The 13,574-nt window shown below is 69.3% G+C and carries 16 protein-coding genes; 8 read left to right on the top strand and 8 right to left on the bottom strand.

All coding sequences use genetic code 11. The annotated features are described in order from the left end of the window. Positions 1–6 precede the first annotated feature (6 nt). Positions 7–261: a DUF5703 family protein gene (locus ACFO5K_RS04860; protein WP_378556268.1), complete on the bottom strand. Its 255-nt coding sequence runs from the start codon at positions 259–261 to the stop codon at positions 7–9. Further along, complete coding sequence (locus tag ACFO5K_RS04865) at positions 261–1,271, bottom strand: YncE family protein (RefSeq protein WP_378556271.1); 1,011 nt, start codon at positions 1,269–1,271, stop codon at positions 261–263. Before ACFO5K_RS04865 ends, ACFO5K_RS04860 begins: the two co-directional genes overlap by 1 nt. 165 nt (positions 1,272–1,436) lie before the next feature. Here ACFO5K_RS04865 and ACFO5K_RS04870 point away from each other — a divergent pair, with 165 nt between their 5' ends. From ACFO5K_RS04870 to ACFO5K_RS04880, 3 genes are read left to right on the top strand one after another with little or no spacing between them, the layout of a single operon-like run. Further along, positions 1,437–1,793 (top strand): hypothetical protein, encoded by a 357-nt coding sequence (locus ACFO5K_RS04870; RefSeq protein ID WP_378556274.1) that lies wholly within the window; start codon positions 1,437–1,439, stop codon positions 1,791–1,793. A gap of 6 nt (positions 1,794–1,799) precedes the next feature. After that, positions 1,800–2,330, top strand: a complete 531-nt coding sequence (locus tag ACFO5K_RS04875; protein WP_378556277.1) for a hypothetical protein — start codon at positions 1,800–1,802, stop codon at positions 2,328–2,330. 2 nt (positions 2,331–2,332) lie between these two features. After that, positions 2,333–4,429 (top strand): MMPL family transporter, encoded by a 2,097-nt coding sequence (locus ACFO5K_RS04880; RefSeq protein WP_378556280.1) that lies wholly within the window; start codon positions 2,333–2,335, stop codon positions 4,427–4,429. Between the two features lie 10 nt (positions 4,430–4,439). Here the strand turns inward: ACFO5K_RS04880 and ACFO5K_RS04885 are convergent, their stop codons facing one another. Genes ACFO5K_RS04885 through ACFO5K_RS04900 form a run of 4 tightly spaced genes read right to left on the bottom strand, consistent with a single transcriptional unit; the run spans position 4,440 to position 8,479 of the window. Further along, positions 4,440–5,312: a heme ABC transporter ATP-binding protein gene (locus ACFO5K_RS04885; RefSeq protein WP_378556283.1), complete on the bottom strand. Its 873-nt coding sequence runs from the start codon at positions 5,310–5,312 to the stop codon at positions 4,440–4,442. Then, entirely contained in the window at positions 5,309–6,430 is a 1,122-nt protein-coding gene (locus tag ACFO5K_RS04890; protein ID WP_378556286.1) for a FecCD family ABC transporter permease, read from the bottom strand. Before ACFO5K_RS04890 ends, ACFO5K_RS04885 begins: the two co-directional genes overlap by 4 nt. 40 nt (positions 6,431–6,470) lie before the next feature. Then, on the bottom strand, positions 6,471–7,484 hold the full coding sequence (locus tag ACFO5K_RS04895) for a heme/hemin ABC transporter substrate-binding protein (protein WP_378556289.1): 1,014 nt from the start codon (positions 7,482–7,484) through the stop codon (positions 6,471–6,473). Between the two features lie 17 nt (positions 7,485–7,501). Next, positions 7,502–8,479, bottom strand: coding sequence for an aldo/keto reductase (locus tag ACFO5K_RS04900; protein ID WP_378556292.1), 978 nt, complete (start codon positions 8,477–8,479; stop codon positions 7,502–7,504). A gap of 230 nt (positions 8,480–8,709) precedes the next feature. Here ACFO5K_RS04900 and ACFO5K_RS04905 point away from each other — a divergent pair, with 230 nt between their 5' ends. From ACFO5K_RS04905 to ACFO5K_RS04925, 5 genes are all read left to right on the top strand, one after another. Continuing rightward, complete coding sequence (locus tag ACFO5K_RS04905) at positions 8,710–9,651, top strand: undecaprenyl-diphosphate phosphatase (RefSeq protein ID WP_378556295.1); 942 nt, start codon at positions 8,710–8,712, stop codon at positions 9,649–9,651. Between the two features lie 32 nt (positions 9,652–9,683). Further along, positions 9,684–10,400 carry a histidine phosphatase family protein gene (locus ACFO5K_RS04910; RefSeq protein WP_378556298.1) on the top strand — a complete coding sequence of 239 codons (717 nt, stop codon included), beginning with the start codon at positions 9,684–9,686 and terminating at the stop codon, positions 10,398–10,400. A gap of 51 nt (positions 10,401–10,451) precedes the next feature. Beyond that, positions 10,452–11,039 (top strand): DUF3090 domain-containing protein, encoded by a 588-nt coding sequence (locus ACFO5K_RS04915; protein ID WP_378556301.1) that lies wholly within the window; start codon positions 10,452–10,454, stop codon positions 11,037–11,039. 4 nt (positions 11,040–11,043) lie between these two features. Next, positions 11,044–11,841, top strand: coding sequence for an SCO1664 family protein (locus ACFO5K_RS04920; RefSeq protein ID WP_378556304.1), 798 nt, complete (start codon positions 11,044–11,046; stop codon positions 11,839–11,841). Between the two features lie 89 nt (positions 11,842–11,930). Beyond that, positions 11,931–12,188 (top strand): hypothetical protein, encoded by a 258-nt coding sequence (locus ACFO5K_RS04925; RefSeq protein ID WP_378556307.1) that lies wholly within the window; start codon positions 11,931–11,933, stop codon positions 12,186–12,188. Between the two features lie 37 nt (positions 12,189–12,225). On the opposite strand, the gene ACFO5K_RS04930 is transcribed toward ACFO5K_RS04925, so the two are convergent. Together ACFO5K_RS04930 and ACFO5K_RS04935 are read right to left on the bottom strand one after the other, a co-directional pair. Then, positions 12,226–13,074 (bottom strand): alpha/beta fold hydrolase, encoded by an 849-nt coding sequence (locus ACFO5K_RS04930; protein ID WP_378556310.1) that lies wholly within the window; start codon positions 13,072–13,074, stop codon positions 12,226–12,228. Continuing rightward, positions 13,071–13,496: a helix-turn-helix domain-containing protein gene (locus ACFO5K_RS04935; RefSeq protein ID WP_378556313.1), complete on the bottom strand. Its 426-nt coding sequence runs from the start codon at positions 13,494–13,496 to the stop codon at positions 13,071–13,073. Before ACFO5K_RS04935 ends, ACFO5K_RS04930 begins: the two co-directional genes overlap by 4 nt. Positions 13,497–13,574: the final 78 nt, after the last annotated feature.

The following is a 13,574-nucleotide window of genomic DNA, read 5'->3' on the forward strand; positions in this document are numbered from 1 at the left end:
TTGGTCTCACAATCCGGGTTCGGGCACAGGCAGGACGGCATTCTTGCGGCGGCGCAACAACACCCGGCGACTGCCGTCGGTGTAGGCGCGCACCCGCGACAGTTCCCAGCCACCGAATTCGGCCTGAATGGCCAACCGCATCGAGGCGGTGACCCGGGTGACCTCGGGTGGCAGCCGCAGCGGCACGTATTCGTAGTCGTCGTCGCTGGTTTCCCAGCTCGGCGGGGTGCCCGAGCGTGCGGTGCGAGTCTTTCCCGACATCACTGCCCTCTCTTCCGCTCGTCGGCCCCGATCCGCTGCAGGCCGTCGCCGACGGCCGAGGCCACGAACAGGTCGCCGGTGCGTTCGTCGACAGCGACCGCGTCGGGCTGGCGCACGGTCGGGAACCGTCCCACCTCGACACCGATACCGGTCGCCAGGTCGTAGCCGATGACCTCGTTGCTCTGCGTGCAGCTGACCCACACGGTGTCCGAACGCGGATCGTAGGCGAGCGCGTAGGGCGATGATGGTACCGGGAAACGCTGACGCAGCACGAGTGGTCCGGCCGAGTAGACGAGGAGTTCACCGCCGGCGGTGTCGGTGACGATGATGCGCCCGTGCGGGTCGGTCACCGCGTCGGCGGCGCCGTCGCCCGCGCGCAGCATCAACCCGAGCGCGTCGTCGCCGACCTCGACGACCGCGGTCTGTTTGCGATCGAGGACGGTGATGTTCTCGCCGGTCAGGGCGATTTCGTCGGCCGAGACGAGGCCGGTGACGGTGCGGGTGACCGTGCCGTCGGCGGCGAGTTCGCGCACGGTGCCCTCGGCGGTGCCGACCACGAGGGTGCCGTCGGCGCGGGCTTGCACGCTGCGCACATCGCCGTCGACGGGGATCTCGGTGACCGTGCCGGTGGCCACCTGGACCCGCAGCACCCGGTCGGGGGCGGCGACGAGTACTTCGCCCGGTGCGCCCTGCGCCAGCGCGGCCCCGGCGGCGGGCAGCGTCAGTGTGCGCGCGGGTTCGGTGGTGTCGGGGTCGATCAGCGACAGGGTGGTGCCTGTGGTGTCGAGGGCGGCCAGGTGACCGGTCGTCGGTTCGGCGAGCAAGGCCGCGGTGGCGGTGGCCGGCAGTACCCGACCTGCTGGGGTGTCGGCGGTGGCGGGCGAGACCGCCGCGGTGACCGGTTCTCTGGTGGGTACATCGGGGCCGCCGTCGTCACCGGCGCAACCGGTGAGCACCACCAGAGCCGCCGCGCCGAGAAACGCTGTGGCGACCGAGCCGCGAGGGCGCATGCACCGAACTCCTTCAATCCGCACGAGATGACCGCTGATCACCATCTGACCATGATGACTCACCGGTAGCTCCGACCGGGTGGGCGCGTCGGAACCGGTGGTGACGCGCGTTACTGTTGACGTGTCGACAATTCGAATGCCACGCAGCGGTAGGAGATCACCACGATGACCGACCGGAGATCGGCGGGTTTCGGCATCGATGACCTTTCCCTCGGCCCCTTCGCCCACGGTTTCGGCACCACCGACGACGGACGGCCCTTCGCCTTCCGCACCCGCCGCGCCACCCTCACCCTGCAGATATATCGCGCCGACCTGGGCGAAGTGGTGCCCGGCGCCGATGACGTGGTGGCCCAGGCCCGCGCGCAGGTCACCGATATCGACCTCGGCGACGCACGCAGCGTCACCGCGTTCGTGCGTGACCTGATCCCCGCCGCGAACCCCGTGGCCGGCACCGCGGATCGGGACACCACCGCCGTGCGCACCATCCTGGGCCGGATCAGCGCCGTGATTGATGGTATGTAGATGGTGATGTCTTCCACATTTTCCGCCAGGGCCGTCGCGGCCACCGCCTGTTTCACGGCCCTGTTCGCCCTCACCGCCTGCGGTGGGAGCGACGAGGCCTCGGTGGATGCCGCACGCTCCTCGGCCAATGCTTCCCTCGCGTCCTCGGTCGCGGTGTCCTCCAGCAAAGCCAGTGTGCCGCCGCCGACTGCCGAAGAACTCGACGCGCAGATCAAGCGCGCGCTCGACCCGAACCTGCCCGATGTGGAACGCACCGAACTGATCGAGGACGGCGCCGCGTTCTCCGACGCGATCCCCGACATGTACAAGGCGCTGCGCGACAACCCGCACGCGGTCTACGGGGTGGTCGACCCGGTCTTCGACAACCGGGACGGCACGCTGACGGCCACCATGCGCCTGGACAAGGACGGTTCGGGCACCAATATCCGCACCACCATCGTGCATTTCGTGCTGATCGACGGTAAATGGAAGATCTCGCGCACCGACCTGTGCGGCATCTTGCGTTCGGCCGACTATCACACCGCAGCCTGCGGCTGACCATGCGTGAATCCCGTTCGATGCGGTGGGGCAGGTTCGTGCACCGCCACCGTTTCCTCGTGCTCGGACTGTTCGTGCTGGCTGTGCTGATCTCGGGGTGGTTCGGCCGGGATCTGGGCGACCGCTACACCCAGGAGGGTTGGTTCGACGAGGACAGCCAGTCGGTGGCGGCCTCGAAACTGGCCGACGACACCTTCGGCCGCGACACCGACGGCGACCTGATCGTCATCTACACCGCACCCGCCGGCTCCACCGTCGACGATCCCGGGGTGCGCGGACCCGTGGTCGCCGCGCTCGCTGACCTGCGGGCCGCCAACAGTGCACGCATCCACAAGATCGACAGCTACTGGGACAGCCCGTTCTCGGCGAACGCCTCGGACCCGAGCAAACGGCACGCCTTCGCCAGTATCGGGCTCGCCGGTGGCGGCGGCACCGCCACCGTCAACAACTATCTGGCGTTGAAACCGCAGCTGAACGCGGGTGTGCCCGGTGCCGGACCCGGCGGGACGACGGTGCAGCTGGCCGGGTTGCAACCGGTGGTCGAGGGCATCAACATCGGCATGCAGAACGATATCCGGCGGGCGGAGATCATCGCGTTGCCGATCGTGGCGATCCTGCTGTACTTCGTGTTCGGTGGGGTGATCGGTGCGTTGCTGCCGGTGCTGATCGGTGGGCTCACCATCCTGGGTACCTCCGGGATACTGCGGTTGCTCACCGAACACATCGAGGTCAACGTGTTCGCCAGTGCGGTGATGACGTTGGTGAGCTTGGGTCTGGCCATCGACTACGGGTTGTTCACGGTGACCAGGTTCCGGGAGGAACTGTCCGCGGGGCGCAGCGTGGAAGAGGCGACCGCACGCACTGTCGCCACCGCCGGGCGCACTGTCCAGTTCTCCGCCGGCATCATCGCGCTCAGTCTCGGGGCGCTGTTCATCTTCCCGAACGGCGTGCTGCGTTCGGTGCCCTACGGTGGCATCTCGGCGGTGATGCTGGCGGCGCTGCTGTCGGTGACCGCACTACCGGCCGCGTTGAGCATCGCCGGGCACCGCATCGACTGGTTGGGGTGGAAACGGTTCTCCCGGAGCAAAACAGAAGCTCAGATCGATGCCGGGTTCTTCTCCCGGCTGGCGAAATGGGCGATGCGGCGGCCGTGGGCGGTGGTGATCCCGATCGTGCTCGGTCTGCTGGCGTTGAGCATTCCGTTGCGTCACATCGAGTTCGGTGGCATCAGTGAGAAGTATCTGGCCGCCGACAACCCGGCACGGGTGGCGCAGGAGGACTTCGACCGGCTGTTTCCCGGTTTCCGCACCGAACCGCTGAAACTGGTGGTGGTGGGGGCTTCACCGCAGCAGTTGGGTGACATCCGGTTCGAAGCAAATCAGGTTCCGGGTTTGACCGGGCGGTTCGAGCCGTCGGTGCCGACGAAGAACGGTATGAACGTGCTCTCGGCGGGGCTCGAGGACAAACGCGACGCCGATCGGGTGATCGATGCCCTGCGCGAATTGCCGGCACCACCGGGGGTGGAGGTGATGGTCGCCGGGATCCCCGCCCTGGAACGCGACAGCATCAACGGGCTCATCGACGGCTTGCCGCTGCTGTTGGCGATCCTGATCGCGGCGGCGCTGGCATTGATGGTGGTGGCGTTCCGGTCGACGATCCTGGCGGTGAAAGCGGTCGCGATGAGCGCGCTGAGCCTGGTGTCCACGTTGGGGGTGCTCACCTGGATCTTCGTGGAAGGCCACGGGTCCGAGCTGTTCCAGTTCACGCCGGGACCGTTGATGTTCGCGGTGGTGGCGTTGATCGTGACGGTGATCTTCGGGTTGTCCACCGACTACGAGGTGTTCCTGCTCTCGCGCATCGCCGAGAAACGCGCCGGTGGCGCCGATGCCGCCGAATCGATCCGGTACGGGGTGGCCCACACCGGTGGGGTGATCACCTCGGCCGCGGCGATCCTGATCGTGGTGACCGGCGCGTTCGGGTTCTCGGATCTGGTGCTGATGAAATACATCGCCTACGGGATGATCGTGGCGTTGATCATCGATGCCACGATCATCCGCATGGTCCTCACCCCGGCGTTGCTGAAGATCATCTGGCGGTGAGCCGCCGGTCTCAGGTCACGGTGCGTTCGGGCAGGACGAGCTGGGCGCCGGTGGTGGGGTGGTCGAAGACGTCGACGGGGTGGCGGTAGATCCGGGTCAGCAACGCGCGGGTGAGGACCTCACGGGGTGGACCGTCGGCCGCGACCCGGCCGTCGTCGAGGACGGTGACGCGGTCGGCGTAGGCGGCGGCCACCCCGAGATCGTGCACGACCACCACCACCGCCGAGCCCGTGGCCGCCCGGGACGCGGCCAACCGCAGCACAGCCTCCTGGTGGCCGATATCGAGGGCGGCGGTCGGTTCGTCGAGCAGCACGGTGGCGGTGTCCTGGGCCAGCACCCGCGCCAACGCGACGCGGGCGCGTTCACCACCCGACAGCGACGGGAACACCCGATCGGCCAGGTGGGTGACGTCGGTGGCGGCCAGGGCCGCGTCGATGAGTTCGTCGTCGCGGTCGGCCGCCGGGGTGTGCAGCCAGGGGGCGCGACCCATCGCGACCACTTCGCGGGCGGTGAACGGGAAACCGACACTGTGGGACTGGGGGAGTACGGCGCGGCGGCGGGCCATGTCGGCGTGAGTCCAGTGCGACAGGGCGTGGCCTTCGAGCTGCACGGTGCCGGCGGTGGGGGCCAGTTCGCCGGCGAGCGCGGCCAGCAGACTCGACTTGCCCGCCCCGTTGGGGCCGACCAAGGCCACGATCTCACCGGCCGCGACCTCGAAATCGATGTCGGTGAGCACGGTGCGGGTGCCGCGGTACACGGTGAGCCCGGTGGCGCGCAGGGTCACCGCGCCCGGTGCGGGTCGTGCGGGCACGTCGGGGGTGCGAGCGAACAGCGACCGCCACGACATCGGCAGCCGGCGCCCGGTGGCGGCGGTCGGGGTCATCCCCAGCCTCCTGCCCGGGCGCGGGTGCGGCGCAGCAACCAGAAGAAGAACGGGCCGCCGATGAGCGAGGTCAGCATGCCCAGCGGCAGGTCGGCGTTGTCGACCAGGGTGCGGGCGACCACGTCGGCCCCGAGCAGCACCACGGCGCCGACGATCGCGCTGAGCGGGACCAGCACCCGGTGACCGGGCCCCACCGCCATGCGGACCACGTGCGGCACGATCAGCCCCACGAACAAGATGATGCCGCTGAACGCGACCCCGGCCGCGGTCAGTACGGCCACCACCACGATCACCTGCCTGCGCAACCGCTCCACGTCCACCCCGAGGTGCCGGGCCGCGGAATCACCGAGGGCGAGCAGATCCAGCCGCGGTGCGATGAGCACCGCGGCGAGAATGCCGGCCCCGGCCAGGACGGCGACGATGCCCACCGACGACCAGACCGCGCCGTTGAGGCTGCCCAGTTGCCAGAACACGATCTGATCGCGCGCGGCGGGGGTGGCGACGAACAGCAGCAACGCGATCAGCCCACCGGCGAAGGCGTTGATCGCCACACCGGTGAGGATCAACGTCACCACCTCGGTGCGCCCGCCCGAACGTGACAGCACATAGACCAGGGCGGTGGTGATGAGCCCGGCGACGAACGCGGCCGCGGCCACCGACCAGGCCGCGACGAACGCGCCACCGACGACGATCACGGTGCCCGCCCCCACCGCGGCGCCCGCCGAGACCCCGATCACGCCGGGTTCGGCCAGTGGATTGGCGAACACGCCTTGGAGCAACGCGCCTGCGGTGGCCAGCGCCGCACCGACGAGGACGGCCAGCACGACCCGCGGGAACCGCACCTCCCACAGCGTCACCTCACCGGCCGGGTGCGCAGGCATCGGCCCGAGGTCGAGGCCGAGGTGGTGGGCGATGCTGCCCAGTACTTCGGCGGCGGTGGTCGGCACCTGCCCGAGGACCGCCGAGACCACGGCCAGCGCCAGCAGGGCCGCCAGCGACACCGCGAACACGATGGTGACGCGGGTGCCGCGGTGTTCGGGGCGCGGCAGGGGGTCGGGGGTCGCGTCGTCGATGTGTGGGCGGCCGGTGTGCTTGGTCAGGTCGGGTGCACCGCTCATGCCGGGACCGTCCGGTGCGATGCGCGGGTGGCGGGTTCGGTCATTCGGGTGTTCCGTAGACGGCCGTGGACAGGGCCGAGACGACGCGGCCGGTGTTGGGGCCGAAGCTGAGGACGACCGCGTCGGACATGTCGACGACACGGTGCTGACGTCCGGCGGGGGTCTGGGCGATGCCGGGTATCTGCACGAGCCCGTCGACTCCGCCGACCGATTCCAGTCCGTCCGACATCACCAGCAGCACGTCGGGGGCCGCGGCGATCATGGCTTCGCTGGTGATCGCGGTGAACGGTTCGTCCATCCCGGCGGCGGTGCCGGCGTCGGTGCCGCCGATCGCGGTGATCAGCGAGTCCGCGCCCGAACCGGGGCCGGCCATCATGGTGATCGCGGTGCTGCGCAGGTACAGGAACGCGATCTTGGGTGGCGAGTCGTGGACGGGGACCTCGGCGATCGCGGCGGCGATCTCGGCGCTGGTGCGGGTGCCGAGCCGCGCACCGGCCTCGGGGACGCCGAGGGCGGTGGCGACGGCCTCGATCTGCGGTACCACCCCGTCCATGCTGCGGTCCGGGTCGAAGTAGACGACGGTCACCCCGGCCGCGCGTAACTGTTCGCGCACGGCGGGGGCGGCGCTGGTCGTGTCGGTGAGGAACACCGACGGGCGCAGGGCAAGTACCGCTTCCACGCTGAGGCTGCCGTTGCCGCCGGCGACGTTGGGTACGTGTGCCACGGCCGGGAACGACGCCGAGGTGCTGCGGCCCACCAGGTTCTCGCCCAGGCCCAGCGCCCACACGGTTTGGGCGAGGGTGCCGTACCGGTCGACGGCGATGATGCGTGAGGTGTCGGTGACCTGTACCTCGGTGCCGTCGAAGGAGCGGGCGGTGGCGGGTAGTCGTGGGGTGGGCGCGGGGCCGATCGGGACCGGGTCCAGCTCGGCGATCTCGGCGGTCACCGGCCCCGCCGAAGTTGCAGTCGATGCAGGTTTGCTTCCGGTGCAGGCGACGGCGCCGGTGAGCACCGTCGCCGCGAGCATCGCCGTCAGCACGCCACGCAGTTTCATGCAGGTAAGGCTAGCCATCATTCGGAACGGGCGCTCACATCATCGAGAGCCGCCGCGATCGCGCGCGGCAATTCGAGGGTCTCCGCGGCCAGCACACCGGTGAGCTGACCGATGTCACGGGCACCGACGATCATGCTCGCGATCCCGGGCCGATCCCGGATCCAGGCCAGCGCCACCGCCAACGGCGAGGTCCCGAGCCCGTCCGCCGCGGTGACCAGCGCATCCACCACCCGGGTGGCGCGGTCGTCGTCGAGGCGGCGCCGGATCTCGGCGGCCGTGGCCTCGTCGGCGCCCCGCGAATCGGCGGGCACCCCGTTGCGGTACTTGCCGGTGAGAATCCCGCCGGCCAGCGGCGCGGAGGCGATGATCCCGACCCCGTGATGCCGTGCGGCCGGAATCACCTCGTTCTCGGTGCCGCGCGCCAACAACGAATACGGGCTCTGGGCGGCGGTGATCGGGCCGATCGCGGCCAGACTCGCCAACTGCCACGCCGCGAACCCGCGCACCCCCGCATACCTGGTGCGACCGGACCGCACCGCGGTGTCCAGCGTCGCGGCCACCTCGTCGAGGGGCGTGTAGGGATCCCAGGCGGCGATGCTCCAGATGTCGAGATGGTCGATGTTCAGGTCGAGCAAGGTCCGGTCGAGTTGGCGCAGCAGGGTGCGCCGCGACGAATCGACCACCGGGCCGACCGCGGCGGGTGCGGGCACCGAATCACCGACCCCGGCGCCGGGCGCGTGCATGACCACGCCGGCGCTGCCGCTGAGCACCACCTCGTCGCGGGCCACCAGATCGCCGAGCAGACCGGCCAGGATCTGCTGGGCGGCGCCGTCACCGTAGACCGGGGACAGGTCGATCAGCGTCCCCCCGGCCTCGGTGAACGCCGTCAGCTGCACCGCGGCCTCGTCGGCATCGGTATGGGTGCCCCAGGTGTGGGTCGCCAACCCGATTCGCGACACCCGAAGTCCGCTGCGTCCCACCGTTCGCTGTTCCATCACCGCGCCCGCGCTTTCGTCACGCCGACCAGCCTAATGCGCACCCGCGTGTGCACCGCCGCGACGACCCGCGCGAACACCGCACCGAATCGGTCCGGAGGTGGGACCGACGCGGTCACCGGCGGCGCCGGGTAGTGTCGCTGCGTGGTCGCGGGCCGTCACCGGCCGCGCATCGAGCAAAAGCCCAGGAGGACGCGATCTTTCGGGCGTGAGCAAGCAGGAGGAACGTGGTGGGCGAGTCGATGACCTGGATGCAGGCATTGGTACTCGGACTGGTGCAGGGACTCACCGAGTTCCTGCCGATCTCCTCCTCCGGGCACCTGCGCATCGTCTCGGGTGTGTTCTTCGGCGACGACGCGGGCGCCTCGTTCACCGCCGTCACCCAGCTCGGCACCGAACTCGCGGTACTGGTGTACTTCGCCAAGGACATCCGGCGCATCATCATCGCCTGGTTCACCACCCTGCACCTGCGGTGGCGCGAACGGTCCCAGCAGGCCGTGGCCGTCGGCGACCGGGTCACCACCAAACTGCCGGTGATGGACCGCAGCGCCCGCGACGCCCACGAACGCGACGCCCAGCGCGAACTGGACTACCGCATCGGCTGGTACGTGATCATCGCCACCATCCCGATCGGTGTGCTCGGGTTGCTGTTCAAGGACGAGATCCGCACCGGAGCGCGCAACCTGTGGCTGGTGTCGTTCATGCTGGTCGCGTTCGCGCTGGTGATCGCCGCCGGTGAGCACTACGGCCGCAAGACCCGCTCCTTCGATCAGCTCACCACCAAGGACGGTATCCTGATGGGCCTGGGCCAGTGTCTGGCACTGATCCCCGGTGTCTCCCGGTCCGGCGCCACCTCCACGGTCGGTCTGTTCCTCGGGCTCGACCGCGAAGCCGCCTACCGGTTCTCGTTCCTGCTCGCGATCCCCGCGGTGACCGCATCCGGGCTGTTCAGCCTGCCCGACGCCTTCGAACCCGCCGGTGAGGGCCTCAACGCCAGCGGGCCGCAGCTGCTGGTCGCGACCGTGCTGGCCTTCGTCGTCGGATACGCCTCGGTGGCCTGGCTGCTGAAGTTCGTCAGCAACCACTCGCTGTACTGGTTCGTCGGATACCGGATCATCCTCGGCCTCACCGTGATGGGCCTGCTCGCCGCGGGCGTCGTCTCCGCCACCTGAGCACCCGGCATCTCGATGGTTAGGCTGGTCCCATGACGGTGATCCTGCTCCGGCACGGAGTGTCGACGTCCAACACCGCACGCACACTGGCGGGCCACACTCCCGGGGTGGAACTCACCGAGCGCGGCACCGAACAGGCTGCCGCGGTCGCCGATCGTCTCGCGACCCTGCCGATCGAACACATCGCCTGCTCGCCGCTGCTGCGCTGCCAGCGCACCGTCGCCGGGCTCGCCGACAAACTCGGCCTCGAACCCCAGCACGACGAACGGCTCATCGAGGTCGACTACGGGGAGTGGACCGGGCGCCCGATCGCCGAACTGCTGTCCGAACCGCTGTGGAAGGTCGTGCAGGGCCACGCCTCCGGTGCGGTGTTCCCCGGCGGGGAAGGACTCGCGCAGGTACAGCAGCGCGCGGTCGCCGCGATCCGCGACACCGAACGCCGCCTCGCCGACAAGGCGGGCCGGGACGTGCTGTGGGTGGCGTGCGCGCACGGCGACATCATCAAATCGATCCTCGCCGACGCGCTCGGCCTGCACCTGGACAGTTTTCAGCGGATCGCGGTGGAACCGGCCTCCATCAGCGTTGTCCGTTACAGCCCGCACGGGCCCTCGGTGTGGAAGTTCAACGACACCGGCGCCGATCTGTCCGCCCTCGCCGCGGGCACACCGCCGCAACCGGCCCCCGGAGGTGAGGTGCCCGGTACCGCGAGTGCGGATAATGGGAATGCGGGGCACCGCGATTCTCCTTGACGAAGGAGAGGTTCGCGAGTGTCGTTGAGGGTCACGTATCAGGAGGTGCATGTGTCACGCGCAATCCATGTCTTTCGCACCCCCGATCGTTTCGTCGCCGGGACCGTCGGCGAACCGGGCGATCGTTCGTTCTACCTGCAGGCCGTGCAGGAACCGCGCGTGGTCAGCGTGCTGCTGGAGAAGCAGCAGGTGAAGGTGCTCGCCGACCGGATGGGGTTGCTGCTCGAAGAAGTGGCGCGCCGCTTCGGGGCCGAGGTGCCACCCCAGGGTGAGGACGTCCAGGACGTGGCGCCGCTGGTGACGCCCATCGACACCGAGTTCCGGGTCGGCACGATGGGCCTGGGCTGGGACGCCGACGCCAACGCCGTGGTCGTGGAGCTGCTCGCGATCACCGAGACCGAGGTCGACGAATCGGTGGTGCTCGACGACACCGACGAGGGCCCCGACGCCGTCCGCGTGTTCCTCACCCCGATCCAGGCCCGCGAGTTCGCGTTGCGCTCCACCCGGGTGATCGCCGCGGGCCGCCCGCCGTGCCCGCTGTGCGGGGAACCGCTCTCGGCGCGCGGGCACATGTGCGTGCGTACCAACGGGTACAAGCGGGGCGAGATCTTCGGTGCCGCCGAGCTCGAAGAGGAGTGACCAATTGCCCGACATCACCGACGGTGAGCTCGACATCATCGGACGGGTCGGCGTCGCCAGCAACCTGACGCTGGTGTGCGAGATCGCCGCACCCGCACCCGATGGTGCGCCGCTGCGGGTGGTGTACAAGCCGGTGCGCGGGGAGCGACCGCTGTGGGACTTCCCCGACGGCACCCTCGCCGGGCGCGAGGTGGCCTCGTATCTGATCTCCGAACAGCTGGGCTGGGGGGTGATCCCGGAGACGGTGTTGCGCGACGGGCCGTTCGGTCCGGGCATGGTGCAGCGGTGGGTGGATTCGGTCGACAACCGCACCGACACCCGCCAGCGCCTCGACCTGGTGGACCTGTGCGCACCGGGCACCGTGCCCGAGGGGTTCTGCGAAGTGCTGCGCGCCCTCGACGACGCGGGCAACGAGATCTCGCTGGTGCACGCCGACGACCCACGGCTGCAGCGCATGGCGGTGCTGGACCTGCTGCTCAACAACGCCGACCGCAAAGGCGGGCACGCACTGGAAGGTGTCGACGGCCAGGTGTACGGCGTGGACCACGGCATCTGCCTGCACAGCGAACCGAAATTGCGCACCGTGCTGTGGGGGTGGGCGGGCGCCCCGGTGCACGAGTCGCTGATCACCGACATCACCACCTTCGCCGCGAACCTGACCGGCCCGGTGGGTGACGCGCTGGCCGAACACATCACCGACGCCGAGATCACCGCCCTGACCGAACGCACCAAAGCGTTGCTCGAACGCCCGGTGATGCCGTTGCCGAATTCGGCGCGACCCATTCCCTGGCCCGCGTTCTGAGGGCCGACTACACCTCTGTCGCCTGTTCGGACCCGGTGCTAGTGTGCGGCAAGCAATTTCGCTGCACCCCGCAAGATCAGAGGAATATCATGTCGACCCGTTCGATCGTCACCGGCTCCGCCGCCGCCCTGCTGCTCACCGCCGCCGTCGCCGCACCCGCACAGGCCTTTCCCGCCGGGTGGTGGGAGGAGAAGACCTTCGTGTGCACAGCCACCGACCGCCACACCGGCGCACCGTTGCCCGAGGTCACCGTGCAGGCCGCCGACCAGGTCGGTGCCTCCTACTACGCGCTGCCCCGGTTCGGCGACAACGTCGACAACCTGAACGTGCAGTGCTACGAGCAGTGAGCTGATCCGCCGACCGCCGCGCGTCGGGGAGCGGCGGTCATCCGGTGTGGGCGAGCACGAACTCGCCGATGGTGCCGGTCTGATCCAGCACGCCGTGACCGACGCCGGGGAGCAGGCGCACCTCGCCGTTCGCGAAGCCGGCCCGGGCGCGCCGGACGGTGCCCGCGGAATCGAACAGCACGTCGCGGTCGCCGACGATCACCAGCACCGGAATGCGGACCTGCGCCAGCTGTTCGTCGGAGAAGATGGGCAGCGCACCCGATCGGGGCGAGAAGTGTTCGAAGATCAGGGTCACGTCGTCGAGGATCGGGTCGGCCTCGGGGCCGTCGATACCCAGGCCGATGCGTGCGGTGTCACGCACACTGTGGCGGCCGAGCAGGCGCAGCGCGATGCCCTTGACCAACCATCCGTACCGGTGTTTGCCGAGACCGCCGGGGCACAACAAGGTCAGCGCGGTGACCCGGCCGGGGCGGCGCAGCACATAGTCCAGCGCGGTCCACCCGCCCAGCGACATTCCGACCATCGCCACCTCGGTGAGACCGAGACCGTCGAGCACTTCGTCGAGCCAGTTCGCGCACGCATCGGTGTCCAGCGGCAGCCGGGTGGGTGCGCTGAATCCGGGTTCGCCGACCAGATCGACGGCATACACCCGGAATCTGGTCGACCAGTCGGTGATGTCGCCGCGCCAGGTGCCGGCGTTGGCGCCCGACCCGTGCAGCAGCACCAGTGGTGGTGCGTCCACCGGCCCGCAGACCACGACGAAGGTTTCGCCTGCCCCGGTGGGGATCCGGCGTTCTTCGCGCGGCACCGGCCAGGCGTCGAGATGGGTGCGGTAGCGGTCGCGGATGAGCTGCCTGCCTCGGGCGGACTTGTAGATGCCGGTCATGAGGTGAGAACTCCGTCCAAGTAGTCGAGCAGGCGGGCGGTGTCGGCGAGGCCGCCGAGCACGATCACCTTGAGGCGGTGCCGGTCCGGGTCGTAGCTGGTTTCCACGCGCAGCCGCTGTTCGCCCGGACCGCGGGTGGCGGCGGTCGCGGTGAGCAGGGTGGTGATCCGGTCGACGGTGTGGCGGTCGACCTCCTCGATCTCGACGATGCAGGATGCCTCGGAATGGCGCACGACGGTGGTGCGGGGTGTGGTGATCGGCAGCCCGGTGAACGCTTCGAGGTCGTCATGGGTGATCCGGTACTGCTTGCCGATGCGGGCGGCGGGGAGTTTTCCGTCACGCACATAACTGCGCACGGTGCGGACATGCAGTCCGAGCAATTCGGCCACCTGTTCCACCGAGTAATAGAGACCTTCTGTCATGAAACTACTGTAAACGAATGTATGTATAGGTATCAATAGGTAATAATGGGTAATTCGGGGGCGCTGCATCTGGTCGGC

This window comes from Nocardia halotolerans (assembly GCF_042650145.1).
Classification (GTDB): Bacteria; Actinomycetota; Actinomycetes; order Mycobacteriales; family Mycobacteriaceae; genus Nocardia; species Nocardia halotolerans.

Coding starts and splice junctions, on each gene's coding strand:
- ACFO5K_RS04935 (WP_378556313.1), bottom strand. CDS start 13,496: ATGACAGAAGGTCTCTATTACTCGGTGGAACAGGTGGCCGAATTGCTC.
- ACFO5K_RS04865 (WP_378556271.1), bottom strand. CDS start 1,271: ATGCGCCCTCGCGGCTCGGTCGCCACAGCGTTTCTCGGCGCGGCGGCT.
- ACFO5K_RS04910 (WP_378556298.1), top strand. CDS start 9,684: ATGACGGTGATCCTGCTCCGGCACGGAGTGTCGACGTCCAACACCGCA.
- ACFO5K_RS04930 (WP_378556310.1), bottom strand. CDS start 13,074: ATGACCGGCATCTACAAGTCCGCCCGAGGCAGGCAGCTCATCCGCGAC.
- ACFO5K_RS04860 (WP_378556268.1), bottom strand. CDS start 261: ATGTCGGGAAAGACTCGCACCGCACGCTCGGGCACCCCGCCGAGCTGG.
- ACFO5K_RS04875 (WP_378556277.1), top strand. CDS start 1,800: ATGTCTTCCACATTTTCCGCCAGGGCCGTCGCGGCCACCGCCTGTTTC.
- ACFO5K_RS04925 (WP_378556307.1), top strand. CDS start 11,931: ATGTCGACCCGTTCGATCGTCACCGGCTCCGCCGCCGCCCTGCTGCTC.
- ACFO5K_RS04900 (WP_378556292.1), bottom strand. CDS start 8,479: ATGGAACAGCGAACGGTGGGACGCAGCGGACTTCGGGTGTCGCGAATC.
- ACFO5K_RS04895 (WP_378556289.1), bottom strand. CDS start 7,484: ATGAAACTGCGTGGCGTGCTGACGGCGATGCTCGCGGCGACGGTGCTC.
- ACFO5K_RS04890 (WP_378556286.1), bottom strand. CDS start 6,430: ATGAGCGGTGCACCCGACCTGACCAAGCACACCGGCCGCCCACACATC.
- ACFO5K_RS04885 (WP_378556283.1), bottom strand. CDS start 5,312: ATGACCCCGACCGCCGCCACCGGGCGCCGGCTGCCGATGTCGTGGCGG.
- ACFO5K_RS04880 (WP_378556280.1), top strand. CDS start 2,333: ATGCGTGAATCCCGTTCGATGCGGTGGGGCAGGTTCGTGCACCGCCAC.
- ACFO5K_RS04870 (WP_378556274.1), top strand. CDS start 1,437: ATGACCGACCGGAGATCGGCGGGTTTCGGCATCGATGACCTTTCCCTC.